Annotated in this window: 14 protein-coding genes; 6 read left to right on the forward strand and 8 right to left on the reverse strand. The window is 44.0% G+C overall.

From position 1 onward, the window contains the following. Positions 1-11 precede the first annotated feature (11 nt). From ACL6C3_RS06470 to ACL6C3_RS06490, 5 genes are all read right to left on the reverse strand, one after another. Positions 12-1,379 (reverse strand): 1-acyl-sn-glycerol-3-phosphate acyltransferase, encoded by a 1,368-nt coding sequence (locus tag ACL6C3_RS06470; RefSeq protein WP_413166335.1) that lies wholly within the window; start codon positions 1,377-1,379, stop codon positions 12-14. 225 nt (positions 1,380-1,604) lie between these two features. After that, positions 1,605-3,014: a tRNA uridine-5-carboxymethylaminomethyl(34) synthesis GTPase MnmE gene (gene mnmE / locus ACL6C3_RS06475; protein WP_413166337.1), complete on the reverse strand. Its 1,410-nt coding sequence runs from the start codon at positions 3,012-3,014 to the stop codon at positions 1,605-1,607. 667 nt (positions 3,015-3,681) lie between these two features. Beyond that, positions 3,682-4,455 carry a lipoate--protein ligase family protein gene (locus ACL6C3_RS06480; RefSeq protein WP_413166339.1) on the reverse strand — a complete coding sequence of 258 codons (774 nt, stop codon included), beginning with the start codon at positions 4,453-4,455 and terminating at the stop codon, positions 3,682-3,684. Between the two features lie 295 nt (positions 4,456-4,750). Continuing rightward, positions 4,751-5,221, reverse strand: a complete 471-nt coding sequence (locus tag ACL6C3_RS06485; protein ID WP_413166341.1) for a YbjN domain-containing protein — start codon at positions 5,219-5,221, stop codon at positions 4,751-4,753. A 107-nt stretch (positions 5,222-5,328) separates the two neighbouring features. Continuing rightward, a complete protein-coding gene (locus tag ACL6C3_RS06490) occupies positions 5,329-6,399 on the reverse strand; it encodes a class I SAM-dependent methyltransferase (RefSeq protein ID WP_413166342.1) in 1,071 nt (356 codons plus the stop codon). A gap of 82 nt (positions 6,400-6,481) precedes the next feature. Between ACL6C3_RS06490 and ACL6C3_RS06495 the strand changes: the two genes are divergently transcribed. Continuing rightward, entirely contained in the window at positions 6,482-6,616 is a 135-nt protein-coding gene (locus ACL6C3_RS06495) for a DUF6906 family protein (RefSeq protein ID WP_413166344.1), read from the forward strand. Here the strand turns inward: ACL6C3_RS06495 and glnA are convergent. After that, complete coding sequence (gene glnA, locus ACL6C3_RS06500) at positions 6,558-7,979, reverse strand: type I glutamate--ammonia ligase (RefSeq protein WP_413166346.1); 1,422 nt, start codon at positions 7,977-7,979, stop codon at positions 6,558-6,560. The two genes, ACL6C3_RS06495 and glnA, sit on opposite strands and share 59 nt — an antisense overlap. A gap of 164 nt (positions 7,980-8,143) precedes the next feature. Here glnA and apcB point away from each other — a divergent pair, with 164 nt between their 5' ends. The 5 genes from apcB (at position 8,144) to ACL6C3_RS06525 (ending at position 12,832) form a co-directional block, all read left to right on the forward strand. Then, positions 8,144-8,653: an allophycocyanin subunit beta gene (apcB, locus tag ACL6C3_RS06505; protein WP_413166348.1), complete on the forward strand. Its 510-nt coding sequence runs from the start codon at positions 8,144-8,146 to the stop codon at positions 8,651-8,653. 215 nt (positions 8,654-8,868) lie between these two features. Continuing rightward, entirely contained in the window at positions 8,869-9,762 is an 894-nt protein-coding gene (locus ACL6C3_RS06510; protein WP_413166349.1) for a TlyA family RNA methyltransferase, read from the forward strand. A gap of 4 nt (positions 9,763-9,766) precedes the next feature. Next, on the forward strand, positions 9,767-10,459 hold the full coding sequence (locus ACL6C3_RS06515) for a hypothetical protein (protein ID WP_413166350.1): 693 nt from the start codon (positions 9,767-9,769) through the stop codon (positions 10,457-10,459). A gap of 196 nt (positions 10,460-10,655) precedes the next feature. After that, positions 10,656-12,011 carry a hypothetical protein gene (locus tag ACL6C3_RS06520; RefSeq protein ID WP_413166352.1) on the forward strand — a complete coding sequence of 452 codons (1,356 nt, stop codon included), beginning with the start codon at positions 10,656-10,658 and terminating at the stop codon, positions 12,009-12,011. 41 nt (positions 12,012-12,052) lie between these two features. Then, positions 12,053-12,832, forward strand: a complete 780-nt coding sequence (locus tag ACL6C3_RS06525) for an OmpA family protein (protein ID WP_413166353.1) — start codon at positions 12,053-12,055, stop codon at positions 12,830-12,832. A 245-nt stretch (positions 12,833-13,077) separates the two neighbouring features. On the opposite strand, the gene holB is transcribed toward ACL6C3_RS06525, so the two are convergent. Both holB and tmk read right to left on the reverse strand, forming a co-directional pair. Next, the gene (gene holB / locus ACL6C3_RS06530; RefSeq protein WP_413166354.1) at positions 13,078-14,052 is read right to left on the reverse strand and encodes a DNA polymerase III subunit delta'; all 975 of its coding nucleotides are present in this window, start codon (positions 14,050-14,052) and stop codon (positions 13,078-13,080) included. Between the two features lie 19 nt (positions 14,053-14,071). Next, a complete protein-coding gene (tmk, locus tag ACL6C3_RS06535) occupies positions 14,072-14,731 on the reverse strand; it encodes a dTMP kinase (RefSeq protein ID WP_413166355.1) in 660 nt (219 codons plus the stop codon). Positions 14,732-15,068: the final 337 nt, after the last annotated feature.

Here is a 15,068-nt window from a genome sequence, read left to right on the forward strand (position 1 = left end):
AACTTAAGATTTTACTTGTCGGGTTTGGACTGGGGTTGACTCATCTTTTCTAATGAACTTTGCAACTGTTGAGTCAAATTTTCCACCGCCTGACGCCGATTTGTTTTATAATCTGACCATCGTTGAGAAACAGAAATCGGTTCACCAACGGTTATTTCTACTCGTTGTTTTCCGAGGTAGGGAGTACGGTTGGGGTTTCCGCCTTTGAGTCGCATAATCATCGTCCAAATGATAATTGTAATTTGTGCAAAACGGTCAAAAGTCGGATTTTCCTGAACGTATTTTCCACTAACAGCCACAAAACTTTCAACTAATCTCATATGCCACATTCGCAGACTCGCTTCTTCGGCGATGCGGTTGGCTAATCCGCGTTCAACCGGTGACAAGCTTTCTGCATCTTTGATATCTTCTCGATAAATATAATCCCATCCGGTTTGTTCGAGGCGCCGACACCGTTCTGTTAAACTACCTTTGGGTTGAATGGCAAAGTAACTTTCTGCAACTTGTAAGGCAATATCTAACAGTCTTTGTAAGCGGATGGGCAATTCTTCGTTTGTGTTTTTGGGAATGGGTTGATGATAATATTGACGGTAGAAATTTTCCATCAAATCTAACAGGTAATTTCCCAAGTTAACCAGGCGCGGATACAAGGCGCTCGGAGTCGGTTGAGAATTATTATTTGTCAAACCGCAATCGGTTTCTATTTGACCTAAGACTTGGGCGAGGGCTTGCCAATTTTCTTGTAAATAATGATATTGAATTCCCAAAGGAACAATAAACACGTCTTCGCAACGTTGGGCTTTTTCTAAGTCTTCGACACACCAAAATCCCAGTTGAGCAATTCCCGGTTCTAATGGACTGACTTGGTAATTTAAACCGTTGGTTGCGCCTTCGGGTGCAGCCGCCATTGGAAAGCGACCATTTGCAAATAAATTTCTAGCCGATTTTAATCCTTTACGGTCAAGTTTTCCCCTTAATATTGATGTGCCGCCCAATTTGGGAAATAACCAGGTCACATAATTTCCCGCCCATAATGGAATGCCTCTATCGTACATAAAATGAGCGTGAACGGGAGATTTTAAGGTAATATTTTGTTTTCTGGCTTGTCCGGGAACTTTTCGCCAAATCAGTTGAGAAATGGGTAAGGGATCGTCGGGGTTGGGATGGCGAAAGGCTAACAAAAATCGAATTTTTTCTTGTTGAAATTTTTGATAAAGTTCAACTAATTGTTCGACGTTTTCGGCGTCTATTTGGGTGATGGGTGTTTTTAAACGAATCCACCAGGGAACAATCCATTGGGTGAATTTTAATACTCCCGGTTGAAAGTCTGGGGGAAGAAATTGTAAGGGCGGTTGTACGTTGGTCATTAAATTGGGCATTTTTCGAGTTATCCGATTATTTTAGATTAAATTGACAAAAGAATTAGTAGGGGCAGGTTTAGACAGTTATCATTTTACAGTTTACAGTTATCATTTTACAGTTTACAGTTATCATTTTACCTGACACCGACCTTGACACCTATTGACTGTTGATTGTTGACTGTTCACTGTTCACTGTAAAAAACCCGCCCCTACAGAATAATTATTAATTAATGGAACATAATATTATTTCCCAATACAAAATCGACTGAATATTCTATCCAAAACCGATTCTGTAACTTCTTCTCCGGTGACTTCTCCTAAGGCTTGAATGGCTTCTCTCAGGTCAATTGTCCAAAAGTCTAAGGGGAGTTGATTTTCTATGGTTATTTTCATTTGGTCTAAGGCTGTTTTTGCTCGGGTAATCGCGGCCGCTTGACGTTGGTTGATGGCAATGTCTAAATTTCCCGCTTGCAGATTTCCGGCGTTAATTGCGGTTAATATCGCGGTTTCTAATTCGGGAATTCCTTGATTTAATGCTGCTGCCGTTTTCACGGTTAACAGATTTTTTCGGTTGAGTTTTGCTAAAATATTCTCTATTTTTGAGTCTAACTCATTGTCGGGTACTCGGTCAATTTTGTTTAAAATTAAGATAAACGGACGATGTTTTATCTGCTGATAAATTTCTCCGTCGCTTTCAGTCCATCCCGCTTCTGCATCGATTGTTAATAACACTAAATCTGCTAATTTTGCCGCACTTTGCGATCGCTCTATCCCGATTTTTTCGACCCGATCTTCTGAGTTGCGAATTCCGGCGGTATCTAATACTTGTACTGGAATTCCTCCCACAACTAATTGCGATTCTACTACATCCCGAGTCGTCCCCGGAAGGTCTGTTACAATCGCGCGATCGCTTTGACTCCACGCATTTAATAAACTTGATTTTCCCACATTTGGACGCCCCACAATTGCCACTTTCAATCCACTTCTTAACCGCTCACCTTTTTCGGCAGTTTCTATTAGTATTGACAATTCGGCAGAAATCTGGTTTACTTGTGATACAATCTCGGGAACGTTTAGTGGCGGTAGGTCTTCCTCGAAGTCGATCCGGGCTTCAATTTCGGCCAAAACGTCCAAACAGGTAGCCCTAAGTTGGCGGATGGGCGTGGCGAGTTTTCCCTGTAATCCGGCTAGGGCAACTTCAGCGGCCGCTTGAGATTGAGAACCGACCAACTCCGCAATACTTTCGGCTTGGGTTAAGTCAATTCGTCCGTTGAGAAAAGCCCGTAGCGTAAATTCTCCCGGTTGAGCCAGTCTCGCTCCGGCTTCCAAGCACAGTTGTAGCACCTGCTGAACCGCAATCATTCCCCCGTGACAGTGAAACTCAACCACATCTTCGCGGGTGTAAGAACGGGGAGCAAGCATCAGCAACAGCAACGCTTCATCGACCATCTGGTGAGTCTGAGGATGGCGAATATAGCCGTAAAGGATGCGATGGCTTTCCCAGGGTTGACGTCCGGGTGCCTCAAACAGCAATTTGGCGATCGCGATCGCTTGAGAACCAGAAAGACGCACGATACCGATGCTCCCCTGTTGGGGAACAATTGCGGTTGCGATCGCCGCTATAGTTTCACCGCCCGATCCGGTTTCAAACATGAGTAGGCATTGAACAAAGTCGGTTCTTTTATTGTACCTGTCTCTATCAAATGAAGGATCAAATAATCACAACAGTTTCCGTCTAAAGATCGATGGAATTCCCCCGGTTGAATTGATAGATTAGTAACTGTGAATAACCAGCGTACCGGATGAGGGTTTTGCTGTTGTGACTCATTGCTTTTCACCGAAGGAGAGCGAACTGACAGGTGAAAAGACGGTACAAGGAATAACAATTGGCTAATCCGTTGAGAAGTTTTTATCGCTTCCTTCTCTTTACCACTCCAAGGCGAGGCGCAATCCTCGATCAGAACGGCCCGAGGTAGTGAACGGAATTAGTTCTTCCCTTTTACGTTACTTAAGTGTAACCGATTATCATACCGGATGAGGGTTTTGCTGTTGTGACTCATTGCTTTTCACCGAAGGAGAGCGAACTGACAGGTGAAAAGACGGTACAAGGAATAATAACTAGATAATCCGTTGAGAAGTTTTTATCGCTTCCTTCTCTTTACCACTGCCAAGGCGAGGCGCAATCCTCGATCAGAACGGCCCGAGGTGGTGAACGGAATTAGTTATTTCCCCTTTATTGTCTGTTTCTCTTGGAGCTTGAGCCGAGAGAAAAGGCAATCTTTTTATTTAAAGTAGCAGAAAATCTTGGGTTTTGCAACCTCTAATTTGAAGAAACGGAAAATTTAGGCAAATTGGCTTTAATCGCCTGCCATTCGTGATTTAATAAAGGCTGAGTCTGCAAGTCTATATTAAAACATTCAGAGGCGGCTGTAACCAAAGCGTTAATCACAAGATTTTTCACATCCGACGAGTCAGAATTCACAGAATTAAACCGTTGAACAATAGAAGGTACAGAGTTAACTCCAAACACCTGCTGATAGAGTTCGCCATCGGGATTTAAACGCATAGAACCGTGTTGTAAAATAGCGTTATCCCGTCGCAGTTGAGCGCTACCAATTAACTTGGAACCGTCAGATAAAATTAAATCGGCACCTGTAGCCGTTTCAAAACAATTGGGGTTGTGAATGTAGCCCCGCCCTGCCGAGCCGTAAACGAGTTCAAACCCCAGTTGACCCCACCCCTCAATCAGAAATTTACAGAGGGTTTGATAAGCTTCCAAACGGCGTTGAGGGAGTCCTGAAGTCACGACCGCATAAGTTAAATCCCCCTGATGAAGCACCGCCCTTCCCCCGCTCGGACGGCGGACTAATTCTATCGGTTGTCCTTGCCAAGTTAAATGTTGCCAAAATTCCGGCCAAGAACGTTGATGATAACCGAGAGAAATTGTTGCGGGTTTCCAAGTATAAAACCGCAAAGTCGGGGGATGTTTACCCTGAGAATGTTGTTCAAGTAACCAAGCATCAATCGCCATTTGAAGCCCTCCTGAAGCTTCTAAAAATGGGATTAAACGCCAAACCGAAGGGTTACTAAACATAGTGATCAGTTATCAGTTATCAGTTATCAGTAACGGGGAAAAACCCTGTTTCTTGAACAATAAATATCGTTGATTGAAAGAAGTTGTAGGAGAAACCGGGTTTTTTACTCTCTACTATTTTGCACTGCATGATAAAAATCGGTTTGCTGGTGTTAGGTGTTAGGTGTCAGGTGTCAGGTGTCGGGGCGGGTTTATAGAAGTTATTTCTGGGAGGACATATATTTTGGCGGAACCCGCCCCTACGTTGATTGTTGCCTATTTGCCTCTTGCCTCTTGCCTATGACCTCTTGCCTTTTTACTGTCCAAATTCGGCTTGTAAATCGTCGTCATTGTTATCGGCAATAGTAGCAACAACGGTAATAATCCGAGAAATTTCTGCGGGAGTAATTCCGGCGAGGGTGCGATTAGAAAGAACAATCACTTGATTATTATTAATAGCAAAATGAGATTCGTAGGTCGATAACCAATTCATCTCCAACAATTGTCGCATCAATGCTTCTTCATTTTTAGCGGGAAGTTGCAAAACCGGCGACCAAACCGTTAGCGTATCGTCTTCGGTATCCCCAGTTAATTGTACAAAAACTTCGGCGCTGCCGTATTGAAACTTCCACAAATGACCCGCATCACTTTGACCGACCAAAACTTTCTGCTCATTTGCCAAACCCGCAATCACCGTTTCAATTTCTTCAGTGTAGGTGATAGTCGTTGTCTCTAATTCTAAATCTTCGGAGATAGCTTCCAGATTTTGGGGAGTTGTACTGCTCATCGCAAGTTCCTCTGATGAAAAGATTGAGTGTCTGCACCCATAATATCCTGTCTGGTGGAGACATTCCCCGAGAAAATCTCGGGAAACATCTCTAAAATGAGTTTTGATTATGCTTCAACGGGTTTGTGAGCAACCCAGTATTTGCTAACAAAATGATTTTGAGTGGTAATATTCTCAAACCCCGCCTTTTCTAAACGTTCAACCAGATTATCGGTTGCATAGTGACGGTAGTAGGGTTCGTGGAACATGACGGGGAAATTGTCCATCATGGTTTTCATACTCGGAAAATCATCAGCTTGCATCGAGTCACAAATGACGAAAACTCCGCCCGGTTTAATGACTCGAAAACATTCATCAATCACCCGCTGACGGGCATCTGGGGGCAGTTCGTGAAACAAAAACACCGAAGTAATGCCATGAAAATAGTTATCTACATAGGGCATTTCTTCCGCATTTCCCCGAACAAATTGGGGTAACTCGCCGGGAATTTCCGATAGCCATTGATTGGCTTTGCGTAAATAGGCGGGTGAGAGGTCAATTCCGTACAAAGAAGCTTTGGGAAGACTCGCACGAATATATTTTAAAGTGCGACCGGTTCCACAAGCAACATCCAAAATCCGAATCTGTTGAGGAATAACAGTATTAAACGCCGTTTGTACACCTTGCTTTAGAGGTGGCAATACCCGTCGCCGCATGGCATCAGCAGCCCCGTTAAACAGAATATCCACCTGAATATCGTACAGGTTGGCCGACATATCGCTGAGATAACCATCGGTTTGATGATGGAAATTTTGCAAGTAATATTTGGGATAGCCTTCTGTATCGATATCGGGTGCAAATTCGTGATAGCGCTTTTGGTTGGCCCGCTGTTGAATGGTAAACAGGTCAAACCAAACTGTGGGATAGTAGGTCAAGAAATCTTCCCATTCGTTCTCAAACAGGACAGATTCGGGATAAACGCCCCGTTGAGCATCCTGCCAATCGGTTTCGATGATTTTATCAAGCCAACCTTGCAGGGTAGCCAGATTTTCCGGACTGAGGGATTGGGGTTTGCGTTCGGGTGTGGGAGGGCTAACCCAGTTTAACAGTTGGGTGCTGAGGGTTTTGTGAGCGACACCAAAATAAATTTTGCTTTTCTGAAAAGCCTCGTAGGTGAGTTTTGTAAGCGTATCAGTCATGGACAATTGATGAATAAATAGAATGAATTGCCAGATTACTTTGTAAATTATTGTAAATTTTTTCAGAAATTGCCAACGGTCTTTGGAGAGAATTTTCGACAAAAAAGCCACCCTGAGTAGGTGGCTGGTCCAATCTCAAGATTCAATTTGTCTAAAGCTTAGACATCGTAGTACAGGGCGAACTCGTAGGGGTGAGGACGTAACCGCATCGGGTTGACCTCGTTATCGAGTTTGTAAGAAATCCAGTTGGCGATGAAATCTTCGGTGAAAACGCCGGATTCGGTTAAGAAAGCGTGGTCGTTTTCTAAAGCTTCCAGGGCCAGTTCCAGAGAACCCGGAGTCGAAGGAATCTTGCGTAACTCCTCGGGAGACAAGTCATAGATGTCTACATCGAGGGGTTCGCCCGGGTCAATTTTGTTTTTGATTCCATCTATCCCGGCACACAGCATCGCCGCAAACGCTAAGTAGGGGTTGGCTGTAGCATCAGGACAACGGAATTCTAGCCGCTTGGCTTTGGGATTGGTCCCCGAGAGAGGAATCCGAACCGAAGCCGAACGATTACCTTGAGAATAGGCCAAGTTTACGGGCGCTTCAAACCCGGGAACCAAGCGCTTGTAGGAGTTGGTTGTCGGGTTGGTTAAGGCCAGTAACGCCGGGGCGTGGCGTAAAATACCGCCGATATAATGCAAGCCCATTTCGCTGAAACCGGCGTATTTATCGCCCGCAAACAAAGGCTGACCGTCTTTCCAGATGGACTGGTGACAGTGCATCCCCGAACCGTTGTCATTAAAGATGGGCTTGGGCATAAACGTTACAGTTTTGCCATATTTTTTAGCAACATTCTTAATGACATATTTATAAATCATCAAGTTATCGGCCGCTTCAATTAGAGTTCCGAAGCGGAAACCCAACTCATTCTGACCCCCAGTGGCCACCTCGTGGTGATGCTTTTCAATGGGAACCCCACAGTCGGCCATCGTCAGCAGCATTTCTGTCCGCATATCCTGCATGGTGTCGGTGGGAGAAACGGGGAAATAGCCTTCTTTGTAACGGGGCTTGTATCCCAAGTTACCGCCAGGTTCTTCCCGTCCCGAATTCCAGCGACCTTCGATAGAATCTACATAGTAGTAGCCACAGCTTTGGGTTTGATCGAAGCGAACATCATCAAACACAAAGAATTCCGCCTCTGGCCCGAAGAAAGCGGTACTTCCTATACCGGTTGATTCGAGATAGTCAATCGCCTTTTGAGCAATGACCCGAGGACAACGGCTGTACCATTCGCCTGTACGGGGTTCTTTGATGCTACAAATGATACTCAGTGTGGGTTCGGCCATGAACGGATCGATCCAGGCGGTCTTGGGATCGAGTGCCATCATCATGTCCGATTCGTTGATCGCTTTCCATCCCCGAATACTGGAACCATCGAAGGGAACGCCGTCTGTAAAAGAACTCTCGTCAATCTGATCGTGGTAAACCGTTAAGTGCTGCCAGATTCCCGGCATATCAATAAACTTAAGGTCGATCATTTTAATCTTCTGGTCTTGAATCATGCTCAAGACTTCTTGCGCTGTTTCCGGCATATAGGCCTCCATATTGTCTGCGATCTGAGGCGCTCAGCAGATCTTCTCAACCAAGCATCTGGCTGATCATAGTGACTCAGATTGATTAAGTTTTGTATCAAGCATTACACTATAACACGACATGGCTCAGAATAATTGAAAGATATGATAAGGAGATTATTTTCATGCGGGACGCAGTAACGAGCCTGATTAAAAATTACGACCTGACAGGACGATATTTAGACCGAGATGCCATTGATCAGTTAAAATCCTACTTTCAGACTGGTACCGCACGGGTTCAAGCTGCTGCCGTGATTAATAGTAACGCAGCGGGACTGGTCAAACAGGCCGGTTCCCAATTGTTTGCGGAACTGCCCGAACTGATTCGTCCGGGTGGCAATGCCTACACGACTCGCCGTTACGCTGCTTGTTTGCGTGATATGGATTATTATCTGCGCTATGCCACCTATGCGCTAGTAGCTGGAGATACCGATGTGCTTGATGAACGGGTTTTACAAGGCTTGCGGGAAACTTATAATTCTTTAAGTGTTCCGATTGGCCCGACCGTTGTCGGAATTGGTATTCTCAAAGATCTCGTTCGCGAACAAGTCGCCGGCGCCGGAATTTCGACGGGCGAATATCTGGCTAAACCTTTCGATCACATGATCCGCGAGTTATCAGAAAAGGATATCTAGATTTTTTCTAGAATTGACTTGATTTGACTGGTTTTGATTCAAATTTTGAGACTCAATCGCTGGGTTGGGGTTTTTTTCACTCGGGAAGCGAGTCATCGCAGGCACCGGATTTTAAATCCGGTGTACCGATGACCCCTATTTGTCGTTGGCTAGGGTAAAAATTTGGCTCAACGATTGTGGTAAAATCAAGCAGGTTCACGTGCTTTCAATCGGTCTTGGCAAAACAACGGCTTGACACCCTATTAATTGACCTGAATTTGTGTTCTTCCCGACAGATCGCCCAACGCTTGATTCGGGCCGGTGAGGTGATGGTGAATCAGCAGGTGATCGATAAACCCGGCACCGAAATCGACCCCCAAGCCCAAATTACCATTAAACAGCGATCGCCTTTTGTGTCTCGAGGCGGAGAAAAACTGATTAAAGCTTTAGAATATTTTAAGATCGATGTGGACGGACGGATCTGCATCGACGGGGGAATCTCCACCGGCGGGTTTACAGACTGTCTCCTACAAGCCGGAGCAAGCCGGGTTTACGGTATTGATGTCGGTTACGGACAGGTAGACTGGCGACTCCGCAACGATCCGCGAGTGATTCTGCTCGAACGAACCAACCTCCGCCATTTGACCCCCGAACAACTCTACAGTCACGGGGACCAATCGATTTCTCCCCTTGCGAAAAATGACATCGAACCCGATACTAAGGAAAGTTCTTACGCAGATTTGGCAGTTGTTGACGTGTCGTTTATTTCCCTAACGAAAGTCCTCCCGGCTCTGTGGCAGCTTCTCCAACCGCCTCGCGAGGTGGTACTGTTAGTAAAGCCGCAGTTTGAAGTCGGCAAAGGGCGCGTCGGGAAAAAGGGAGTGGTGCGATCGCCGGTTGATCAAGCCAATGCCATTTTTGCCGTCTGCAATGCGGCTCAAACTCTGGGATGGAAATACCGAGATTTGACGGGATCGCCCCTACAAGGCCCTGCGGGTAACATCGAGTATCTGTTGTGGTTGGGTAGCGACGGTGAATCTTTTCCCGGTGTTGATTCTATTTTGGAAATTGCCCAAATGACTCTAGACGACTTCTGTCGATCCGCGTCTAAATCCTCAATTCGCTCGTAGTTCCATGCAGTTGATTCACCAACTAGGGCGTGTCGGTCTCTACATCGTAAGTGCTTTTGGCTATGTGGCTTGTGGAGCGATTCTGTTTGGGGTCGCCGTTGCCATCAAAGTTGCTGCACTGGTACTCGCTCATCGATATTTATATCCTATCTTTATTTTTGGCGATTTGTTGCGGGGACTGGAGCTAATTGATTTATTAAATCTGTTAGTTTTTGCAGTGGTTGGAATGGGATTTGGACTCGCAACGGGTTTGCTTCCAACTCCTGTCGGTCGCAAAATTAGTGCGGGATTTTTGGTGGTTTTGGTTCCCCTAATTTTAGCCATTCCCCAATCTGTAAAATACGATTTGTGGATTGAAGATATTACCAAAGACGATCAAATTTCTGAAGCCGAAGCCATTGAATTAGCCGATAGTTTTTTAGAAAGTCGGGTGAACCATCCGGGAGTGTTTGGATTTTATCTCTACACGGGTCAATTTCCGATGATTCCGACGAAAGCTTCTCAGATGGAAGATTTAGCCAAACTCGAAAAACAAGTCAATTCTAGATTTGTGAAAGTCAGCGGTATTCCTCCGACTGTTGTGACTTGGTTGATGGGAATTTGTTTCTGGGGAATTAGAATTTTTTACTTTTGTGTCGCCGTTGTCACAACGGTTGCTCACTTCAAAGATGGCTTAAAAATTGTCGGACGTTACTAAAGAAAAGAGCTTTTTCAGTGAGATTTCAGTATGATTAAGATAGGTTCGCTTGATCGCTGGTACTAACCTATAATTTTAACCGATCCTCAATGTTTTGAGCCGTTAACCCTCTGAAATTAGTCTTCAACTCGAAAACGGAATCAAGCCACCCAAAACTGTAGCATCTACCGACTGTTCCAATCTCACTGTAATTGCTATGTCTATTATTCCGAATTATTTAGTTATCCTAATTGTTGCTTTAGTCATTATTCCTGCTGTCGTAGCGGTATTTCTACGCATGGTTTTGCATTATCATCTTACCAATCAAGGAAATCAAGTTTGGCGATTAATTTACGGGAAAGTTTCAGGAAGTAAACCGAGATTAATCCAAGACTTAGAAAGCCGTTTAGCGCAAGCCAGACGGGAATTAGAACGGGTGAATACGGGTGCATTAATCGATCACATTTACAGTCAGGAAAGAGTATTTTTCATCTCCTGCGAACAAGTTGATTATTTTACCCGCATTTTACCCAACTTATTATTATCTTTTGGTTTGTTGGGTACTTTTGTCGGAATTACGATTAATTTGGCGGCTTTGAGTCAAGCGGTGAGTGCAACCGACAGCACCGATTTAAGCAGTTTACTCCAACAGATTCAACAACCGCTACAAGGGATGGGAATCGCTTTTATTACCAGTTTGACGGCGATTTTATTTAGTGCGTTTCTCACGATTGTTAACTTTCTCTTTAATACCACTTTTGCTAAAAATAAACTGTTGAGTGCCTTAGAAGATTATCTAGATAATATCTACCAACCCACCCTAAAAGGAGAAACCCACTTAGATAAAATTGTACAGGGAATGGTCAACACGTTCGACCGATTTTTACATCAATTTAGCCAAAGTATTCAAGGTTCGATACAAGCAGCACTTCAAGAAAAAATTCAAGAAGTTTCAGAAGCACAAATTAAAACCAATCAACTCGCCGAACAAGTTTATCATCGGTTAATGGAAGCCTCGTTACAAGTAACCCAAAGTTCCGAAAATTTCCAACAAACCACAAATAAGTTTATGGAAGCGGCGCAAGCTTTTGAACGCAGCCAATTCCCCCAAACCCTTTCTAGCGCAACCACAAACCTCGCCAATACTCAGCGAAATTTTTCTCAATCGGCTTCGACGTTATCGGCTTCGGTACAATCAGTTGATTTGGCAATGATCGAACTCCAAAATTATAGCAAACGGTTGATTAAATTTGGCGAACAAATGAACCAAACCAATCAAACCTCCCAGGAGTTAATCGAGGCGCACCGCATCAACCAACAGTCTTTGGGGGAAATGACTCAACAGCTTCAAAATGCAACCCAAGGCTTCCAGTTGGCGATGAATACTTTAGATATTTTACAGCGCCGAATGGTAACGCGCACGGAAAGTTTAGAAGAAATTCACAGCGAATTAACCAAGCTGGTGATTGCAATTGAACGTTATACAGAAACCGTCCGTTTAGAACTCAATAAACTTGGCGATCGCCTGACTCAAGGTACAATACATTCTACCGCTAACAATCCTAAACTGTGAATTCAAACTCAAAAATTTAAAATCAATGGGGAGAATTGAAAATGCGTCAATCTCGGTACAAAACCTCAGACGAAGAATTAAACGTATGGCCAGCATTTACGGATTTGATGTCAAACGCTTTTATGATATTGAGTTTGTTTTTAATTTTAGCCATCATTAAATCGGTGTTTGTACAATCTGTTTCCGAAGCCAACGCCTCCCGTTCCGAACGACTTGAACGACAATTACAACAACGTTCTAACCGAGTTAGCGACTTAGAAGGAGAAATTGCCAGACTGAAAGGACAATTAAAACAACGCAGTAGCAATATTACCCAACTTCAGCAAGAAATTGAACGTTTAAAATCGCCTCCGGTGATTGTTTTAAGAGATTCAACCGAACGTAGATTTGAATCGGGAAGTGCTGAATTATCTCCGCAATTGAATCAATTTATAGAAGAGGAGTTAATCGAACAAATTAAAATCCAGGCGCAGGATTATCAAAACTATATTGTTGAAGTGATCGGACATACGGATGGTCAGGTGAATACGGGAAATTATAGTAATTTAGATTCAAATTTAGAGCAGGTGATTCAAGGAAATGAATCGCTTAATCAGTTAATACCGGGATCGAATGCTGACTTGGGGTTAATGAGGGCGTTAGCGGTGGTTAATAAACTGCAAGACAATCAAGAATTGCAAGCATTGGGGTTAAAGTTTAAAGCCTATTCTGCGGCGCAACTTTACGATACTTCCGGAGATTATGCACCGCAAAATCGTTCTGCAAACCCCAACCGACGCCGGATTGAAATTAGGTTTACTCCTCCGGCTGAAGAACGGTAATTTCAGTCACCAGTTATGAGATAGGTTACAGTTTGCTAACTACAAAATTATACATAATAAGATGTTCGTTGTAGCAGTTTAGCGTAATTATAGCGCCGTTGCGATCAGGTACTCCCAAAAACCCGGTTTCTGATAGAAACCGGGTTTTTAATTTCTTTGACCTCTCCCCCAACCCCTCTCCAATCCCCCCTTGATCCCCCCTTAAAAAGGGGGGTGGGGAGAAGGGAGTAATAAATTCAATGAGATTAAGTTTGACAAAAAGATAAAAATGTGCATTCCCAAACCAAACGGGGTTGGACAAAACGGAGCAACAATTTTCGGGCTTTTTCTAACTGTTGGAGGAAGAAAGGATTTGTTAAATTTGGATTTTGTTGCTGTTTCCAATAACAATGCTGTAAATAATCAATTAACCAAATTTGGGCTTCTGTATCGAGAGTTTGGCTGATATCTTTGGCTAAACTTAAAGCATCATAAACCGTTGTCGGGGGCTGTTTAACACGTTCTAAAAACTCCGGTGAAAGGGCTTGTAATTGTTGCCAACAAACCATCGCTTCTCCGGGACTTCCTTGAGACATGGCGATAATTTCAGGATGGGATAATATTTCTTCCTGTTTCTGTTCTTTTAACACCCGTGTCATGGCTTGTTCATCCAAGCGATAAAAGGGGATTTTGGCACAGCGGGAAACCAAAGTTGATAACAACGAATCAACTCCCGGTGCAATTAAAATTAAAGTCGCATTTCCCGGTTCTTCTAAGGTTTTTAACAGCCCATTTGCAGCGGACTCTGCCATCGTTTCCGCTTGTTCTAACACCACAACTAAACGACTCGCTTCTAGCGGGGGACGGCTCAAAAATTGACCGATTTCTCGAATTTGTTCTAAGCGAATTTGGGGCGGCGAACGGCGTTTAATTCCGGCAACTTCTGCCTCGGAAGCCGACAGACGTTTTCCCTGATGTAAATAAGTCGGTTCAACCCACAGTAAATCGGGATGATTTTTGGCTTGAATTCGATGTCTAATTTGTTGAGGATTGAGCGGTTTTTTCCCGACATTACAGAATAAAAACTCGATAAAACAACGGGCGGCTAAACTGCGGCCAATCCCCGAACTTCCGGCAAATAAATAGGCGGGTGCAATCCGATTTTGAATCACCGTTTGAGTCAGCAATTCTACCGCTTGGGGTTGTCCGATCAGGGGTGAAAAGGCATTTTCTGAACTCATTATCAAAAGTTGGAAAAAATTAGGCGGGAAAGGTGAATCCCCATTTCAATAAATATTGCTTTAAAATACTCTGGATTTGTGCGCTAACTTGTTCTAAACTAAGATTGGCGTCAATCCGAATGATGCGATCGCTGGCTTGGTCGGCCAATTCACAAAACCCTTGATTCACCCGTTGATGAAAGGCTAAATCGGCTTTTTCCATGCGATCCATTTCGCCTCGGGTTTGGGTGCGGGCTAACCCTTTTTCAACCTCAAGATCAAACCACAGCGTTAAGTCGCTTTCTAAGCCGGCTGTGGCGATGTGATTGAGTTGTTGGATTAAATCTTTGTCCAAACCCCGCCCAAAACCTTGATAGGCGATGGTAGAATCGGTGAAGCGATCGCATAAAATAATCGCGCCTTGTTTTAAATGGGGTTTGAGAAAGGTTTCGACGTGTTGAGCGCGATCGGAGGCGAACAAAAGTAACTCGGCTGTGGGTGCGATGGGTTCTTCTGAGCGACTGTCAAGTAATATTTTCCGCAGCGATCGCCCCAAAGTGGTTCCACCCGGTTCTTTAGTGGTGAGGATCGCCGGTGCAGACGATCCGAGTTGATCGCGCAACCATTGACAAGTTCGTTGGATCTGGGTTGTTTTTCCCCCTCCTTCGATCCCCTCAAATACGATTAATTTTCCGTTCATACCCCACTGCTGAAATTGGTTTAGGCGTCCTCTAGTATAACTCGCCGACTGCGTTAAATTGAGAGTAACTTATTTTCATTTAAACCGATAAGAAAACCGCCGGAGTTTGATATAATTTTAAGGACGGATTTTGCTAACGGTTTGATAGAGTAGTAAAGATTGAGCGGTCAAGATTGGTGAGAAGGGGAGTGACATCTGTCCGATTTGAGTGAGGAGTAAATCATTCATATTCAGAGATTTAAAAAAATACTCTGATTTCCGAAGAAATGGTTAGAAGATCAATTTTAGTAGCCTGGTTACAAAGTAGTCAAGTGAAAACTCTCATGTGGCTTAAAGC

Origin of the sequence: Capilliphycus salinus ALCB114379, from assembly GCF_047276495.1 — a bacterium.
In the GTDB taxonomy this organism is placed as follows: Bacteria; Cyanobacteriota; Cyanobacteriia; order Cyanobacteriales; family Microcoleaceae; genus Capilliphycus; species Capilliphycus salinus.

Bases quoted from the DNA above. Each gene is read 5' to 3' on its own strand.
- ACL6C3_RS06485 (WP_413166341.1), bottom strand. From the start codon at position 5,221: ATGAGCAGTACAACTCCCCAAAATCTGGAAGCTATCTCCGAAGATTTA.
- ACL6C3_RS06470 (WP_413166335.1), bottom strand. From the start codon at position 1,379: ATGCCCAATTTAATGACCAACGTACAACCGCCCTTACAATTTCTTCCC.
- apcB (WP_413166348.1), top strand. From the start codon at position 8,144: ATGCGGGACGCAGTAACGAGCCTGATTAAAAATTACGACCTGACAGGA.
- mnmE (WP_413166337.1), bottom strand. From the start codon at position 3,014: ATGTTTGAAACCGGATCGGGCGGTGAAACTATAGCGGCGATCGCAACC.
- tmk (WP_413166355.1), bottom strand. From the start codon at position 14,731: ATGAACGGAAAATTAATCGTATTTGAGGGGATCGAAGGAGGGGGAAAA.
- ACL6C3_RS06490 (WP_413166342.1), bottom strand. From the start codon at position 6,399: ATGACTGATACGCTTACAAAACTCACCTACGAGGCTTTTCAGAAAAGC.
- glnA (WP_413166346.1), bottom strand. From the start codon at position 7,979: ATGCCGGAAACAGCGCAAGAAGTCTTGAGCATGATTCAAGACCAGAAG.
- ACL6C3_RS06515 (WP_413166350.1), top strand. From the start codon at position 9,767: ATGCAGTTGATTCACCAACTAGGGCGTGTCGGTCTCTACATCGTAAGT.
- ACL6C3_RS06480 (WP_413166339.1), bottom strand. From the start codon at position 4,455: ATGTTTAGTAACCCTTCGGTTTGGCGTTTAATCCCATTTTTAGAAGCT.
- ACL6C3_RS06525 (WP_413166353.1), top strand. From the start codon at position 12,053: ATGCGTCAATCTCGGTACAAAACCTCAGACGAAGAATTAAACGTATGG.
- ACL6C3_RS06520 (WP_413166352.1), top strand. From the start codon at position 10,656: ATGTCTATTATTCCGAATTATTTAGTTATCCTAATTGTTGCTTTAGTC.
- holB (WP_413166354.1), bottom strand. From the start codon at position 14,052: ATGAGTTCAGAAAATGCCTTTTCACCCCTGATCGGACAACCCCAAGCG.